The sequence below is a fragment of the Ligilactobacillus murinus genome (genome assembly GCF_003288115.1).
Lineage (GTDB): Bacteria > Bacillota > Bacilli > Lactobacillales > Lactobacillaceae > Ligilactobacillus > Ligilactobacillus murinus.
The window spans coordinates 101,367-117,500 of the sequence record NZ_CP023565.1 but is presented as its reverse complement, the minus strand read 5'-3'; the positions used below and the strand labels follow the sequence as shown (position 1 = coordinate 117,500).

Genomic DNA, 16,134 nt, shown 5'->3' with positions numbered 1-16,134 from the left:
TGTTCCGCCGTACTCAGGATACTGGACTGAGGAAACGAAGTTTCGTTTACAGGGCTATCACCTTCTCTGGCTGATCTTCCCAAATCATTCAACTACTTCGTTTCTTGGTAACTCAAATGTCCAGTCCTACAACCCCAGAGAGCAAGCTCTCTGGTTTGGGCTGTTCCCTTTTCGCTCGCCGCTACTCAGGGAATCGAATTTTCTTTCTCTTCCTATGGGTACTTAGATGTTTCAGTTCCCCACGTCTACCTTCAACTGAGCTATGTATTCACTCAGTGATAACAGGTCTTTACTCCTGCTGGGTTTCCCCATTCGGAAATCTCCGGATCAAAGTTTACTTACAACTCCCCGAAGCTTATCGCAGTTAGTCACGTCCTTCATCGGCTCCTAGTGCCAAGGCATCCACCATGCGCCCTTAATAACTTAACCTATATTATCTTACGATAATGGTTATGAGTTTAGCGATCAAACATTAAATGTTTTAAACTCTTTAAAACGCGGTGTTCTCGGTTATTTTAATTAACAAAGAAATAAAAGATATTATCTAGTTTTCAAAGAACAAGTTTGATAACTAATGTTATCAATGGAGCTTAACGGGATCGAACCGTTGACCTCCTGCGTGCAAAGCAGGCGCTCTCCCAGCTGAGCTAAAGCCCCATATAATGGGCCTAAGTGGACTCGAACCACCGACCTCACGCTTATCAGGCGTGCGCTCTAACCAGCTGAGCTATAGGCCCATTTAGCTCTGAGAGTAGACCTCTCAAAACTAAACAAAGTTTACGATAAAAGTGCAGGTTTCCGAAATTATCCTTAGAAAGGAGGTGATCCAGCCGCAGGTTCTCCTACGGCTACCTTGTTACGACTTCACCCTAATCATCTGTCCCACCTTAGACGGCTAGCTCCAAAAGGTTACCCCACCGGCTTTGGGTGTTACAAACTCTCATGGTGTGACGGGCGGTGTGTACAAGGCCCGGGAACGTATTCACCGCGGCATGCTGATCCGCGATTACTAGCGATTCCGACTTCATGTAGGCGAGTTGCAGCCTACAATCCGAACTGAGAACGGCTTTAAGAGATTTGCTAAACCTCGCGGTCTTGCGACTCGTTGTACCGTCCATTGTAGCACGTGTGTAGCCCAGGTCATAAGGGGCATGATGATTTGACGTCATCCCCACCTTCCTCCGGTTTGTCACCGGCAGTCTTGCTAGAGTGCCCAACTTAATGCTGGCAACTAACAATAAGGGTTGCGCTCGTTGCGGGACTTAACCCAACATCTCACGACACGAGCTGACGACAACCATGCACCACCTGTCATTTTGTCCCCGAAGGGAAAGTCCTATCTCTAGGATTGGCAAAAGATGTCAAGACCTGGTAAGGTTCTTCGCGTTGCTTCGAATTAAACCACATGCTCCACCGCTTGTGCGGGCCCCCGTCAATTCCTTTGAGTTTCAACCTTGCGGTCGTACTCCCCAGGCGGAATGCTTATTGCGTTAGCTGCAGCACTGAAGGGCGGAAACCCTCCAACACTTAGCATTCATCGTTTACGGCGTGGACTACCAGGGTATCTAATCCTGTTTGCTACCCACGCTTTCGAACCTCAGCGTCAGTTACAGACCAGAGAGCCGCTTTCGCCACTGGTGTTCTTCCATATATCTACGCATTTCACCGCTACACATGGAGTTCCACTCTCCTCTTCTGCACTCAAGTCTCCCAGTTTCCAATGCACTACTCCGGTTAAGCCGAAGGCTTTCACATCAGACTTAAAAGACCGCCTGCGTTCCCTTTACGCCCAATAAATCCGGATAACGCTTGCCACCTACGTATTACCGCGGCTGCTGGCACGTAGTTAGCCGTGGCTTTCTGGTTAGATACCGTCGAAACGTGAACAGTTACTCTCACGCACTTTCTTCTCTAACAACAGGGTTTTACGATCCGAAGACCTTCTTCACCCACGCGGCGTTGCTCCATCAGGCTTTCGCCCATTGTGGAAGATTCCCTACTGCTGCCTCCCGTAGGAGTTTGGGCCGTGTCTCAGTCCCAATGTGGCCGATCAACCTCTCAGTTCGGCTACGCATCATTGCCTTGGTAAGCCTTTACCCCACCAACTAGCTAATGCGCCGCGGGCCCATCCAAAAGCGGTAGCATAGCCACCTTTTACATAGTTACCATGCGGTAACTATGGTTATGCGGTATTAGCACCTGTTTCCAAGTGTTATCCCCCTCTTTTGGGCAGGTTGCCCACGTGTTACTCACCCGTTCGCCACTCAACTCTTTATCGGTGAGTGCAAGCACTCGGTGATAAAGAAGTTTCGTTCGACTTGCATGTATTAGGCACGCCGCCAGCGTTCATCCTGAGCCAGGATCAAACTCTCAATTTAAAGTTTGTGACTCTTTATTTTTACTAGCGAATTGACTTCGCAAAATGTTTATTGCTCTTATCACTTAGATAAGAGACCCTGCACATTTGCTTATCGAAACTTTGTTCAGTTTTCAAAGATCTACTCAATTTTTATTCATTATCTTGAATAAAAATTCATTATCATGTCTCATCGACTTAATTATTATATCCAAACTTGCATCTCAATGTCAACAAGTTTTTTGAATTAATTTTTAAGCGATTTGAAATGTTTGATCACATCTCAATGACAAGAACTACTATACTCACTTTTAGCTTAAACGTCAACCCTACTTTTAAATTTTTTTGCATAAAATTTCACTTCCCCCTATTTAAAAAACGAACATAAATCACACTTAAATATTATCGTTCGTTTTTTACTCGATAAATCAGCGTCTCTTTGACCAAAAAACAGCTTTTTACTCAGTAAAACACTTACATTTCCCGCAGAAAATTTTTTTCAAAAAAAATCTGCAGACACAAAATCTGCAGATTTTTTAAAAATTATTTAGTTACACGGGCTAAGAAATAACGCTTCTTACCACGACGGGCGATCACAAATTTTCCATCAAAGTTTGCTGCTGGATCGATCATTGCATCCAGATCTTGAATTCGATCACCATTGATATAGATCGCTCCATTAGTTACATCTTCACGAGCTTGCCGTTTAGATTTTTCGATCCCTGTGTTAACGAGCCATTCAACGATGTTTTCCGGTTCAGAACTGATCTCAACTGTCGGCATATTCTTAAAGCCTTGCTCGATCTCAGCAGCAGTTAAAGCTTTCACTTCACCTGAGAAGAGTGCCTTAGAAATGTGTTCAGCTTGCACGACCGCTTCTTTTCCGTGAACAAATTCGGTCACTTCTTTTGCTAAGCATCTTTGAGCTTCACGCAATTCTGGATGTTCTTCAAGTTTCTTTTCTAATTCGGCGATCTGAGCTTCATCCAAGAAAGTAAAGTACTTCAAGTATTTAACAACATCGCGATCGTCTTGATTCAACCAGAATTGGTAGAATTCATACGGTGTTGTTTTTTCTGCGTCAAGCCACACTGCACCACCGGCTGTTTTACCAAATTTTGTCCCGTCAGCTTTCAACATCAATGGGATCGTCAAGGCAAATGCTTGCGTATCTGAACCTTCCATTTTGTGGATCAGATCGATCCCAGCTGTGATATTGCCCCATTGATCAGCCCCACCGATCTGAAGTTGCACATCTTTTGTCTTTAGCAAATGATGAAAATCGATCGCTTGCAAGATCTGGTACGTAAATTCAGTATAAGAGATCCCTACTTCTAAACGGCTAGCAACAACTTCTTTATTCAACATCGTATTAACGTTGAACAATTTACCATAATCGCGCAAGAAATCTAATAAACTGATCTCTTTTAACCAATCATAGTTATTAACGATCGTGATATTATCTTTGCCAAAGAGAGCCTTCATTTGTCCTGTCAAAGCTTCTTCATTGTGACGAACTTGTTCCATTGTTTGCAAAGTCCGTTCTGACTTCTTACCCGATGGATCACCGATCGAACCAGTACCACCACCGATCAAGATATGCGCACGATGGCCAGCCATTTGGAATCGTTTCAACATCATAAATGGGATCAAGTGTCCAATATGCAAACTATCACCAGTTGGATCGACGCCACAGTAAACACCGATCGATTTTTTAGCCAATAACTCTTCTAAACCAGCTTCATCTGAAACTTGGTTGACAGCGCCCCGCCATTTTAATTCTTCTAAAATATTTTCCATTTAAGATCCTCCTTTTAATAAAAAAAATCCCCGATGAAAAATCATCAGGGACGAATTAATTTCCGCGTTACCACCCAGATTGCTACATAAATGTAACCAACTCTGTCATCGATATCGGAATGACCCGTTGTTGCTCCATAGTGTACTTCGCAAAAAACATATATGCCACCTTCCAGCACTAGTGGCTCTCTGTGATAGGGATGAGCTCTGCTACTTTCTACTTCATCGCAAATGATAAAATATCTTGATTGATTATAGCACAAAACCGGCTACTTACTCCAGAAAATTTATGTGTTAGCTTTCTTTTGCTGACATTCTGGACAAATACCATACACATCATAGCGACTATTGACGATCTCATAGTCACTTTGAGCCTGAACCAGTTTTTCTAATTCTAAGTAAGTGTCATCAAAAATATCCTCGATCTTACCACACTCTAAGCAGATCAAATGATAGTGGGGTTTAGCAAAATAATCATATCTCACATGCCCCGCACTATCCAAAGCCACTTCAGATACTAGATCAGACTTTGCTAACAATTCGAGGGTATTATACACAGTCGCCAAACTCACCTTGATATCTTGCTTTTGCAGATATTGATGGATCATCGTGATCGACGGATGTTCATCTGAACACATCAGATATGCTAAGATCGCTTGGCGTTGTGGTGTTGATTTTATTCCGTGTTGCTTTAACTTTTGTGCTGAAGATACTAATAATGATTGATCTTTCATTGGCTCCACCCGCGCTATTATATAGCCTGTCCTTTCTTGTTGACTTCTCACTTAGATGATACGCTATTTTAAAAAAAAAATCATCAACTACTTTTTCATGTCAAGTATTTAGTATTTCAACGTGGTAAAAGAAGAAGCTGTAACTTAGCTATCAACAGCTTAAGTGAAGCTGCAAAACCATGATCAAATAAACTTGTTAGATGTCCTGACCATAGTAAATTCAACTCGATCAGTAAAAGGCATAGCGCAAAGCCCAAGATCAAATACTCACTCACATGCCCTGTTCGATAATAAAATAATCGTTTACGCGTACTTCGCTTGAATTTAGAAAAAGGCCAAAACCAATGGATACTATTTTTGGAGAAACTGTCTTCGACTAAATGTAAAAGGTAGCCGATCAGTAGCCAAAAAGGTAAATGCATCGCTGCGCTCGCTAAATATGCTTTAGCAATAAATAAAGCCAGTAAGTAGACTCCAGCTGCCACAACTAACGAATGTGTCGCTCCACGATGACCTAATGTTTTATTGGCCACTTTACTAACAACTTGACTCCGCTTACCGATAAATGACCTTGGATGATCGATATCTGGCAAAACGCTACCACAGACTAAGGCGACAGTATTGATAAATGTCACTTGATCGACTGCAGCTAGCATTGGCAAGCCTACAGCCAGTGAGACTGTTATATGTGTACGATATTGCATCGTTTTTCCTCAAATCTAACTAAATTGTCGTCACATACCGCAATGTACTTCGCTCACCTTTAGTAACAACTTGTAACTGATATGGTAATTGCGCCTGTAATTCGGTAACGTGACTGATTATCCCGACCATGCGATTTTTCCCCTCGATCGTTTGCAAAGTTTCTAAGGCAACTCGTAAAGCTTCTTGATCGAGCGAACCAAAACCTTCATCGACAAATAACGCTTCGATCTCGATCCCACCGCTCTTCTTTTGGATGACCTCTCCTAGTGCCAAAGCTAAGGCTAAAGCAGCTAGGAAACTCTCGCCCCCTGAAAGCGTATGGACGCTACGTCTTTTACCCGCGTTATCATCATAAATATCTAGCTCTAACCCCGTACTCGAAGCACCACGTCCAGTATCTTCATTTAAGCATAATTCATAGCGACCATTAGTCAAATGAGCTAGCCGCACATTAGCTGTTAGCAAAACTTCCTTGAGATAGGTCTGCAAAATATAACGCTCAAACCCCAATTTTTGTTCACCTTTCCCCGTAACAACATCGACTAGTTCCTTTAACTGCCCTAACTGTGTAAATTCAGCTTGTTGTTGTTCAAAAAGCGATTTTACTTGTTGATAGCATTTGGTATTGGTACTATATTTATGCTCTAGCTCAGCGACCAGCTGCTGTAACTTAGCTTCTGCTTGTTTTGCCTGTAATAATTTCTTATTAGTTTGCTCTAAGTCAGGCTGTTTTTGACCAGCAACTTGTTTTGAAAGGATCTCCACTTGTCCATTGATAGAATCTAGCTCTTTTTGCTGATCAGCTAAAGCTTTTTCTAACTGTTCAAGTTGGACGCTTTGGGCTAGCAAGTCTTTTAATTCCGCTAATGTCACTTTTTTGACTGCACAGACCGCTTCTAAGTCAGCCTGTCTTTGGCTGATCACTTGCTGTAGTTCTTTTGCTTGTTGTTTTGCTTCATTTAACTTAGTCTCAGTTGCCACTAGTGACTGCTCAGTTTGTTTTATATGTGCATTCAAGTCGGCTAAATGCGTTTCAAACTCGGCTATCTTTTGTTGCCAAATTCTTAGTTGGGCCTTAGCTTGTTTTTCCGTCTGATACTTTGCTGGCAACTGAGCTTTTTTTTCGGCTAATTGTGTTATCAAGGTTTGCTTATCAAGTTGAGCTGCTTGTGCTTGTTCATTTAACTCAGTCAGCTTTGAGCGTGCTTGTTCGCTTTTTTGCTCCAGTGTTTCCTGTTGTTTTTGCAAGCTTGCTGCTTCTTTTTCTTTATCTGTAAGTATCGTTATCTCTTGGATCAATTCATATTTAGTTTGTGCCAGTTTATCCTCTAAAGAAGTTAACTCGCTTTTTTCTAAAGCGGGATATTTTTCAAAAAAGGCCTGCATTTTCGTTTCAAATTCTTTTTGCCGTTCAACAGTCTCAGCGTCAAACTCATTTATTCGGGCTTGCAAAGCGGTAGCTGTATCTTCCAGTTTACGGGCCTGTTGTTTAGCTTGCTCGACTTGTTCTTCATCGACCCTCGCCACTTCACTGACTTTAGCCGGAGATGGATGCTCTAAACTCCCACAGACCGGACACGGTTTACCTGCTTGAAGCTTTTTGACTGCCACAAAAATATAGTGATCTGCTAATTGATTGGCTAGATCACGAGCCTTAGCCCGGGCCTTTTTGCTGATAGTTGTTGCATCAGCTAATTCATTTTGCAAATTTTTAATATTAGTTTGGCGCTTGTCCAAGTCCACTTGCTTTTGCAAAAGCTCGGTCAGTGCTGCTTGTTGATACTTTAGCTTGTCTAATTTTGTTTCCAACGAGCCTTTTTCCTGGATCCGTTCTGTGAGCGCATGTTGTTTTGCTTTGATAGTAGCTAGCTTTGCTTGCTTTTTATCCAAGCTCGTCGTTGTTTTTTGAATTTCAGCTACCAAAACGCTCTGTCTGGCTTCAACCTCTTTTCGAGCGGTCAAAAGCTCACTGACAACTTTGTATAGTGGCAAGTTAGTCTCCAATTGTTTGTATTGGTACTGATAGTCAGCTATCTCTTTACGCTTAGCTTCGTGTTTTGCTAATTTAGTAGCTAAACTTAGCTGTTCGTTTTTTAGCTCTGCATAGCTTTGTTCAGTTTTTTGGATATCGTGTTTAATTTTAACAAGAGTGGTCTTATTATTTTCCAATAACTCAAAGTTTGTTCGGTGTTTTAACGCCCATTTCAAAGTAGCTATTTGCTGACGTAATGCTTCACGTTTAGGGGCTTTGGCTAGTAGATCAGCCTGCTTAGCTTGTAATTTTTCCAATAGATCGAAACTTTTTTGAAGCTCTTCTTGTTTACTCAAAACATGTTGCAAGCGTTCGTTTTCTTTTTTAGCTTGCTGCCAGTCCTTAGCTTGCTCTGCCAATTGGGCGTTGACTTGTTCGAGCCAGCTTTTGATCTGTTTGAGCCATAATTCAGGGAGCTGTGTTTCGCTGGTAAAATCAGCTTGTTGCATGCTCAGCATTAGTTGCTGCTCTTTTTGCTGATATTTTGCATTTTGCTCTTTAAATTTTACCTTGAGTTGTTCAGTCCAGCGTTCAAACAGTTCACTGCCAAATAAATTGCGCAAGACCTCTTCTTTTTCCTTACTATCAGCTGCTAAGAAATTGCGAAATTCACCTTGAGGCAACAAAATGACTTTGGTAAATTGTTCTGCCGTCAAATGTAACAGCTCATCAATAAAGCGTCTAGCTTCGGGGATCTTTTGGATAGCTAACTTTTCTTCAGCAGGTCCTGGATAGATCAGTTCGACTTTTGCCTTTTTTTCAACAGGCTTGCCACCACGTCCCGCTAAAACTTGTTTTGGCTGGCGCTTGATATAATAGATCTTCCCTTGATGCTCAAAGGTAAATTCAACACTGGTCTCTTTTTTGTCACTAGCAAAATCAGAACGCATTTGGAAGGCTTGACGTTTCTTACCCGAAGTTTCATTGAAAAGCGCGTAACACATCGCATCAAAGATCGTGGTTTTACCGCTCCCTGTCTTACCCGTGATCAAAAACAACGGTGCCTGCTCAAAGCGAGTAAAATCAACGATCTCATCCACATAAGGTCCAAAATTTTTGAGTTTTAATTCTAATGGTCGCATTCCTACTCACCTTCCTTTTCTAGCTCTAGTAGACTTTCTTTAGCCCATTTGTGCTGGAGTTGCGTTGGTTTTCGACCAGTAGCTTGAACAAAGAAATCAGTAAATAGCTCCAGTGGGCTCTTGCTTTCGATCTTTTCTGCTTGCTTAGTGTGGACCAGACGTTTCTTGCGCTTCAATTCAACTATCCGTGGATAATACTTGCGCAATTTATTCATCACATCAATGATCTCATGTTCATCAGTCAATTCAATAGCCACGTAGTCATCTTGGGCCACAGTTTGATAAAGTTTTGTCGTCAATTCTGCATACGAAGCTTCCAAACAACAGATATCATTGAGTGGAGCTAATGAGACCCATTTACACGAAAAAGGTTCTGTTTCCACGATCCAAACGCCTTTTTGACTATTAGCTTCAGCCACCGAATATTTCAGTAAGCTCCCACTATATTTGATCGTTGGCAGATCCAATGCTCGCTTATCATGCAGATGGCCTAATGCCACATGATCAAAATCACTAAAGAGCTTTGTTGGCACTGAATCCAGTCCGCCCACTTCGATCTTAGTCTCTGAATCTGACCGTAAACTGCCAGCTGCAAAAAAATGGGCAACTAAGACCTGCTTTTTAGCCGGATCAAATTTAGTTTTTAGCTTTGCTACGACTAATTTCATCGCTGAAGTCAGATCACTTATGCTTTCATCTGCAAAATAGTTACGCGCTTCTTGAAGTTCAAAATACGGTAATAGGAAAAATTGCGTATCCTCAAATTCGATCGGGGTAAACGCCTCGGATAACTTAGTATGCAGGTATAGTTTGGTTTGCTTGAACCACTCTTGACCTGTCGCTAAACGTACTGCTGAATCATGGTTACCGCTGATCACTAACAAGGGAAGATCTGCTGTTAGATTCAAATCCCTTAGGGCTTGATTCACTAACGTCACTGCCTCTTCACTCGGTAAAGAGCGGTCATAGAGATCACCAGCAACGACTATTGCATCGACTTGCTCTTTTTGAGCGATCTGAGCGATCTGGGCTAAAGCATCTTGCTGCTCTTTGACCAATGGATATTCGTGAAGTCGTTTTCCGATATGCCAATCTGCTGTATGTAAAAATTTCATCGTCTACCCCCTAAATCAAACCTTTGTTCGTTATTAAAAATATTATACCACGAAATTCTTGAGCCACTATTACAAAAATAGCAACTGCCGTCTTCATCTCCGAAAACTCAGTTGCTATCAAGCTAATCTAAGCTATTAAATTTTTCTTTAGCAGCTAAATATTTGGCTTTTTGTGCCTGCCAATATTTACGCTCGGCTTCTCCCAGCGTTTTAATGACTTTAGCTGGATTACCAACAGCTACACTATCTGCTGGAATGTCCTTAGTTACCACAGCTCCACTACCAATGACTGCATTTTTTCCGATCGTGACTCCCGGTAAAACAATAGCATTTGCCCCAAGCCATACATTATCTTCGATCACGATCGGAAGACCAAACTCAAGCTGATCTTCATTTCTGATCTGACTATCTAAGGGATGACCAGCAGTATAGAGTCCGACTCGTGGCCCAAGCATTACATTATTACCGATCGTGATCTGGTTAACATCTAAAAAAATGCAATCCATGTTGGCATAAAAGTTCTCACCAATACTTACATGTCTACCATAATCAACGTAGACTGGTGGTGTAACGTAGTAATTTTTACCCGTTTTTCCAAAAAGCTGTTTGACCAGTGCCTTTAATTTAGCTTTATCTGCGATCGGTGTTTGATTGATCTGTTGTGCGATCTTTTTGCCATGGACTGATTTATGCTCAGGCAAGATACCTCCAGCTAGATAAAGCTCACCTGCTAGCATTTGTTGGTATTCAAAGTCTTTTTCCATCAATACTCACCTCACAAATTCATCTAACTATATTGTATCAAACTTTACGCCACTTCTCTTAAACAAAAAGCACCGATCTCCTATTAGACCGGCGCTCTTTATTAGCGATTATATGTTTTTTCTTGCTTTTTATCGCTATTATTTCGTGTATGTATATCGATCAACCCTACACTTACTTTGAGTGCATAGTCGACCGATCTCATAGTCGAATCATCTAAGTGGGATATCTTATCCCGGAGACGTTGTTTGTCCAAAGTGCGTAATTGTTCTAGTAGTACGACCGAATCTTTCTCTAAGCCTTTTTTACCCTTGGGTGCCGCTTTTAAAGCCACATGGGTCAACATCTTAGGTTTCGAGATCTTTGACGTGATCGCTGCTACGATCACTGTTGGACTAAATTTATTTCCAATGTTGTTTTGGATGACCAGAACAGGTCGCATTCCACCTTGTTCAGAACCTACTACAGGCGACAAGTCGGCATAGAAGATATCTACTCTTTTAACCAGTTCTTTTGCCATAGGATCACTCTCTCTAATTTATTTATTAGCTCACCGATCCATAATCGGCATCGCAATCACAACTGCCGAAAATACCACAAATTTCTTGATTCAAACCACCCATTTGACCGTAACCATCGATCAATTCTTCCAAAGCTGTATGATACTTTTCGATCCGTTCAGCGTATTCGGGATGGTCGTTTATCTCTTCCACCTCAATAGTATAGAATTCACAAAATTCCTTAATATTTTGATATTGCAACACGGTCATTTTCTTTCTCAAATCATCTTCCACCATGACTAGCCCTCCGTGACCATTAGTTATCGCAATCTTAACATAAACGCGTTTAAAAGTATACTTTATTTGTAATAGCGCGGCAACCGCTCGGATAGTGCACAGACTATCTCATAATTGATCGTTTGCGCATACTCAGCTGCATCTTGTGCCGTGATCTTTTGCTCACCATCTTGACCGATCAACGTTACCTTTGTTCCTAGTGGTAATTTATGGGGTAAACGTACCATAAACTGATCCATGCACACTCGCCCAACGATCTCACATGGTTGACCTGCGACCAATACATGATAACCTTGCATTCGACGCAACCAACCATCAGCATAACCGAGTGGCACAGTACCTAACCATTCTGGCTTAGAGGCAGTATAGGTTTTCCCATATCCGACTCCATCGCCTGGTTGCAGCTGCTTGACCGCAACTAATTCACTTTCTAAACTCAACGCTGGCTTGAAAGTATCTGGCAGTTTTAATTCTGCTCCCGAAGGATTTAAGCCATACATCGTGACACCGTAACGAACAACATTTCCCCCACAATCTGTATGCCACATCGCAGCTGCTGAATTAGCCACATGGACATAACGCGGTCTAGTCGTTACGACTTTCATCAACTCATTGAATTTTTTCACCTGGTAATTGTAGTGTTCTTGGTCTTTAGCATCGGCAGTCGCAAAGTGCGTAAAGATCCCTTCAAATTCAAATTGTGCTGTGTGTTCGTGCAAAAAATCGATCGCTTGACTCAATTTAGCTTGATCTCTAAAACCGATCCGTCCCATACCAGTATCTAAAGCCAAGTGAACTTTGAGCTTAGCACCAGCTTGAGCCAATTTTTTTTGTGCCTGGATCAGAAATTCTAGATCCCCAACAGCAGTTGAAAGATCATATTTAGCCATCAAAGTAGCCTCTCTAGCAGGCGTAACACCCAAGATCAAGATCGTTTCAGCGATACCAGCTTCACGTAAAGCCAGCCCCTCATCGATCAGAGCAACACAAAAGCCAGTTGCTCCCGCTTGTCTTGCAGCTTTAGCAACGGGGACGATCCCATGCCCATAAGCGTTGGCCTTCACGACAGCAAAAAGTTCTTGTTGTTCATCCATGCGAGCTAATTCAACTGCGATATTATGTTTGATCGCAGCTAGATCAACATTTACATGGGCGTTGCGGTGCAAACCTACAACCATTTTGATCATCTTCTCTCTTACTTGATTTTTTCTAAAACAACCATAGTGGCAACATGTTCTTTGGTATGTGATATCGAAATAAATGCATTACATTCATCTTCTAGGGGATGATGCGAAAAATACGGCCGGCCCAAAGTATCATTTAAGATCTCAATATCTAAAAAACTGACAGTTTGACCGATCCCAGTTCCCACAGCCTTACTGTATGCTTCTTTAGCGGAAAAACGTCCCGCCAAAAACTCTCCCTGACGTTTAGGAGATAGCTCTAAAAAAACAGTTAATTCTGCTGGAGTCAAGATCTTAGTTGCTGTTTTGGGCAACTTGACTAACATCTGCTTGACCCGATCAATACATTCTAAATCATTTCCGATCCCCAAGATCACCCGATTTCACCCTAACATCATCACAATTTTTTTACATATCAATCATACTTTTTCTCTCAAGCTTAATCAAGCCAAAAATCTGCTAGTAGCCTAATACTTGAACTCAAGAGAAAAGAGGCCTAAACAGCCTCTTTTGCGTAATTACAGATCTTCTACAACAACATAAGTCATATCAAGTGGACCGTGGACGCCCACGATCAATACCATTTCAATATCTCCCGAATTAGACGGACCTGAGATGAAATTGATATTTGAAGTCTTGAGTTTACCAGTTTTCATTGCTTCGTCATAGCGGTCGATCGCTTGGCGCATCCGCGGTAAAATCTTACTTTTGGGAATGATCGCCAAATAATGCGTCGGTAAGAAATGGAAGCCTCGACCTTGTTCTTTAACTGTTGCCGCTGTGATCGTCCCCGATTCAGCTAAGAGATAATCAGCAAAACCGATCGCTGCATCACTTTGATCAGCATCAACTAAGTTATCTCGTCCGCGTTTGGCATCCCAAAAATATACTTTATCTAGGTCTAACGCATTACGCCAATCTAAAATACCGTATTTCTGCCACTTTTCATCCGCAAAAGTCGGCAACAACAAACTGTGTATCTGCTTTTCAGTTAAGAAGTTTTCCAGTGTCTCACTCAGCTTAGCTACCGGTACTGTCTTAAAATCAACATGGATCGCCTCACTATTGGTCTTGGCTAAGGCTAATAATTCATCTTGATCAAGACCTGATAGCGTCGTCTCTGGTAGATCATTGATAAATACTAGCGGATCATTTGCTAGCTCATGGCGGGGACGATCAGCCTTTTTGGCGATAAGCTCTAGAAATTCTTCGCGATTTTTAGGATCATTTGCTTTGATCGTTTCAGTCATTTTGTTCGCCTCGCTTCCGTTCTTTTTCATGTCGATCGTACCAATGCCGGAAATTTTCTCTTAGCTTCGGTGGCTCAGCCAGATCTCTGACATCGACCCAACCATGGATCAACTTCGGTGCGATCTTTGGAACTTTATCGATCTTGCCTTCTGGATAAAGGTTCTCAACACTATTTTCTTTTTTATTAGAAAATGGCTTCATTGCCAAATGTTCACCCATCAAAGCTCCCTTAAAAAGGATCGGAGTCTTAGTTCCGACACTGATCGTCTTAAAAATAACATTATTCAAGCTATGATCTAAATGAAGTTTATTCATCTCAACTTTGCGGTGTTCCAAGATCAGATCATGCAATGGGATCTTGACTGGACATGTTTCTGTACAGGCTCCACATAAACTGCAGGCATACGGCAACTCCCCAAAGTTTTCATAACCATCTAAAATCGGGGATAAAACTTCCCCCATCGGTCCAGGATAGATCGAACCATAGCCTTGTCCCCCGATCTGACGGTAAACAGGACAAACATTCAAGCAAGCTCCGCAACGAATACATTGTAGGATCGGTTCAAAAACTGTATTCAATGCATTGGAACGGCCATTATCAACAATGACTACATGGAAATCTTCTGGACCATCAAGCTCGTCGGCTAGCTTTCCTGCACTAAAAGTACAGTAACTTGTCAATTTCTGACCGACCGCACTGCGACAAAGTAAGTTATCCAACACCTCGGCTTCCTTTAGCCCGGGAACGATCCGCTCCATTCCCATGACAACGATCTGTGTCTTTGGTAAGGCCATCGTGAGATCGGCATTACCTTCGTTAGTGACCAAATTGATCATCCCATTGTCGGCGATCGCAAAGTTACAACCAGTGATCCCCAAATCGGCTTCCATAAAATATTTGCGTAAATAGCTCCGAGCAAAACGCCCCATGCTTTCAGGATCATTATCGCCCTCATAGCCGATCTTTTGAAAAACTTCTCGCACTTGATCACGATTTTTGTGTAAGGTCGGGAAAACGATATGCGTCGGTTCATCCCAATCATCTTCTTGTAAGATAAATTCCGCTAAATCAGTTTCCATCACTGAAACTCCGGGGATCTTCAACAATTCCTTGTCTAGATCGATCTCAGTCGTGACCATTGATTTAGATTTAACGACCTTTTTGATATTTTTCTCACGTACAACTTGTTTGATATAAGCGGTTGCATCAACATCTGTCTTGGCAAAATAAACGTGTCCGCCATTTTTTTGGACATTTTCACTAAATTCTTCAAGGTAATCTGGTAAATGTTTAACAGCATGCTGACGGATCTGCTCACCTAACTCTCGCCACTCGTTCCAATGACCTAATTGTTCTCGTGCACGCGTCCGCTTCTCAAATTGCGCATCTTGTGCTTTAGCCACTGATGCACGCATAAACTTATCTTTTTTAGCATTTTTTACACGTTCGTCAAATGAAAGTTCACTTGTTTTTAAGCCCATCTAAAACACCCCGCTTCCATTAGCTGGTACCATCTGATGATCTGTATCCTTGACGTATTTGACTCGGGAAAGATCAACGTTATGATTCAAAACCTCTGCAATATGCATCACTTTGATCTTTTCACCCCGACGGTTCATTCGTCCACCAATATTCATCAAACACGCTTGATCTGCTCCGATCAAGATCTGAGCATTCGTAGCCACGATATTATTGACCTTATCGTCGACCATTGCTTCGGAGATCTCAGGTTCTTTAGCCGAGAAAGTTCCACCAAAGCCACAACATAACTGCACATTATGCAATGGGATCATTTCAAGATCTTTAACATGGTCGAGCAAGACAAACGGCGCCGTCCGCTCACCTAATAACCGTGTCATGTGACAAGAGCGGTGGAAAGTGGCAGTTGCATCTAGTTGAGCCCCACAGTCTAAGATCCCCAACACACGATAGATAAATTGTGAGAATTCATAAGTTTTATCATGTAAGATCTGAGCCTTTTTGGCATAATTAGGATCATCTTTTAAGATATCTTTATATTCCTTTAACATCCCAACACACGAACCCGAAGGCCCAACAATGTAATCAGCATCCACACTCAATAAAGCATCGATCTCATTGTAAAATGTCTTGATCGTTTCTTTACTGTAACCGCTATTATACGTTGGTTGACCGCAACAGACCTGTCCCTTAGGAAAGACAGTTTCACAGCCAAAACGCTCTAAAACCTCGACCATCGCTTGACCTACATTGGGAAAAAGCAGATCAACGATACAGGTTGAAAAAATACATACTTTCATTGATAAGTGCATTTAAAATGCACCTCCACCTCCTTT

13 protein-coding genes, 2 tRNA genes, 2 rRNA genes and 1 other annotated feature (1 of these 18 cut by a window edge) are annotated in these 16,134 nt (G+C 42.0%); all 17 genes read right to left on the bottom strand.

The annotated features are described in order from the left end of the window. Nucleotides 1–429: ribosomal RNA gene (locus CPS94_RS00560) — 23S ribosomal RNA — on the bottom strand; it reaches 2,488 nt to the left of the window's first position. A gap of 155 nt (nucleotides 430–584) precedes the next feature. Next, nucleotides 585–657: transfer RNA gene (locus CPS94_RS00555), tRNA-Ala, on the bottom strand. A 6-nt stretch (nucleotides 658–663) separates the two neighbouring features. Beyond that, nucleotides 664–737: transfer RNA gene (locus CPS94_RS00550), tRNA-Ile, on the bottom strand. Nucleotides 738–814: 77 nt separating this feature from the next. Further along, nucleotides 815–2,378, bottom strand: a 16S ribosomal RNA gene (locus CPS94_RS00545). Together the 16S and 23S rRNA genes with 2 tRNA genes alongside form the textbook arrangement of a ribosomal RNA operon. A 521-nt stretch (nucleotides 2,379–2,899) precedes the next feature. After that, entirely contained in the window at nucleotides 2,900–4,156 is a 1,257-nt protein-coding gene (gene tyrS, locus CPS94_RS00540) for a tyrosine--tRNA ligase (protein ID WP_056960279.1), read from the bottom strand. 43 nt (nucleotides 4,157–4,199) lie between these two features. Beyond that, nucleotides 4,200–4,391, bottom strand: a binding site (T-box leader). 52 nt (nucleotides 4,392–4,443) lie between these two features. Beyond that, a complete protein-coding gene (locus tag CPS94_RS00535) occupies nucleotides 4,444–4,890 on the bottom strand; it encodes a Fur family transcriptional regulator (RefSeq protein ID WP_112195836.1) in 447 nt (148 codons plus the stop codon). Between the two features lie 116 nt (nucleotides 4,891–5,006). Next, nucleotides 5,007–5,594, bottom strand: a complete 588-nt coding sequence (locus CPS94_RS00530) for a metal-dependent hydrolase (RefSeq protein ID WP_112195838.1) — start codon at nucleotides 5,592–5,594, stop codon at nucleotides 5,007–5,009. A 19-nt stretch (nucleotides 5,595–5,613) separates the two neighbouring features. Then, complete coding sequence (locus CPS94_RS00525; RefSeq protein WP_112195840.1) at nucleotides 5,614–8,709, bottom strand: SbcC/MukB-like Walker B domain-containing protein; 3,096 nt, start codon at nucleotides 8,707–8,709, stop codon at nucleotides 5,614–5,616. Nucleotides 8,710–8,711: 2 nt separating this feature from the next. Next, nucleotides 8,712–9,824 carry an exonuclease SbcCD subunit D gene (locus tag CPS94_RS00520; protein WP_112195842.1) on the bottom strand — a complete coding sequence of 371 codons (1,113 nt, stop codon included), beginning with the start codon at nucleotides 9,822–9,824 and terminating at the stop codon, nucleotides 8,712–8,714. 122 nt (nucleotides 9,825–9,946) lie between these two features. Further along, nucleotides 9,947–10,588 (bottom strand): sugar O-acetyltransferase, encoded by a 642-nt coding sequence (locus CPS94_RS00515; RefSeq protein ID WP_112195844.1) that lies wholly within the window; start codon nucleotides 10,586–10,588, stop codon nucleotides 9,947–9,949. Between the two features lie 101 nt (nucleotides 10,589–10,689). Continuing rightward, nucleotides 10,690–11,106 carry a type II toxin-antitoxin system PemK/MazF family toxin gene (locus CPS94_RS00510; protein WP_112286310.1) on the bottom strand — a complete coding sequence of 139 codons (417 nt, stop codon included), beginning with the start codon at nucleotides 11,104–11,106 and terminating at the stop codon, nucleotides 10,690–10,692. A 25-nt stretch (nucleotides 11,107–11,131) separates the two neighbouring features. Further along, nucleotides 11,132–11,383: a hypothetical protein gene (locus CPS94_RS00505; protein WP_112195846.1), complete on the bottom strand. Its 252-nt coding sequence runs from the start codon at nucleotides 11,381–11,383 to the stop codon at nucleotides 11,132–11,134. Nucleotides 11,384–11,445: 62 nt separating this feature from the next. Further along, nucleotides 11,446–12,561, bottom strand: a complete 1,116-nt coding sequence (alr, locus tag CPS94_RS00500; protein WP_112195848.1) for an alanine racemase — start codon at nucleotides 12,559–12,561, stop codon at nucleotides 11,446–11,448. 17 nt (nucleotides 12,562–12,578) lie between these two features. Continuing rightward, complete coding sequence (gene acpS / locus CPS94_RS00495; protein WP_056960261.1) at nucleotides 12,579–12,944, bottom strand: holo-ACP synthase; 366 nt, start codon at nucleotides 12,942–12,944, stop codon at nucleotides 12,579–12,581. A gap of 141 nt (nucleotides 12,945–13,085) precedes the next feature. Beyond that, on the bottom strand, nucleotides 13,086–13,817 hold the full coding sequence (locus tag CPS94_RS00490; protein ID WP_112195850.1) for a LutC/YkgG family protein: 732 nt from the start codon (nucleotides 13,815–13,817) through the stop codon (nucleotides 13,086–13,088). After that, nucleotides 13,810–15,300, bottom strand: a complete 1,491-nt coding sequence (locus CPS94_RS00485) for a LutB/LldF family L-lactate oxidation iron-sulfur protein (protein ID WP_112195852.1) — start codon at nucleotides 15,298–15,300, stop codon at nucleotides 13,810–13,812. The genes CPS94_RS00490 and CPS94_RS00485 overlap by 8 nt, the downstream gene beginning before the upstream one ends. Further along, on the bottom strand, nucleotides 15,301–16,098 hold the full coding sequence (locus CPS94_RS00480; protein WP_164978890.1) for a (Fe-S)-binding protein: 798 nt from the start codon (nucleotides 16,096–16,098) through the stop codon (nucleotides 15,301–15,303). Nucleotides 16,099–16,134: the final 36 nt, after the last annotated feature.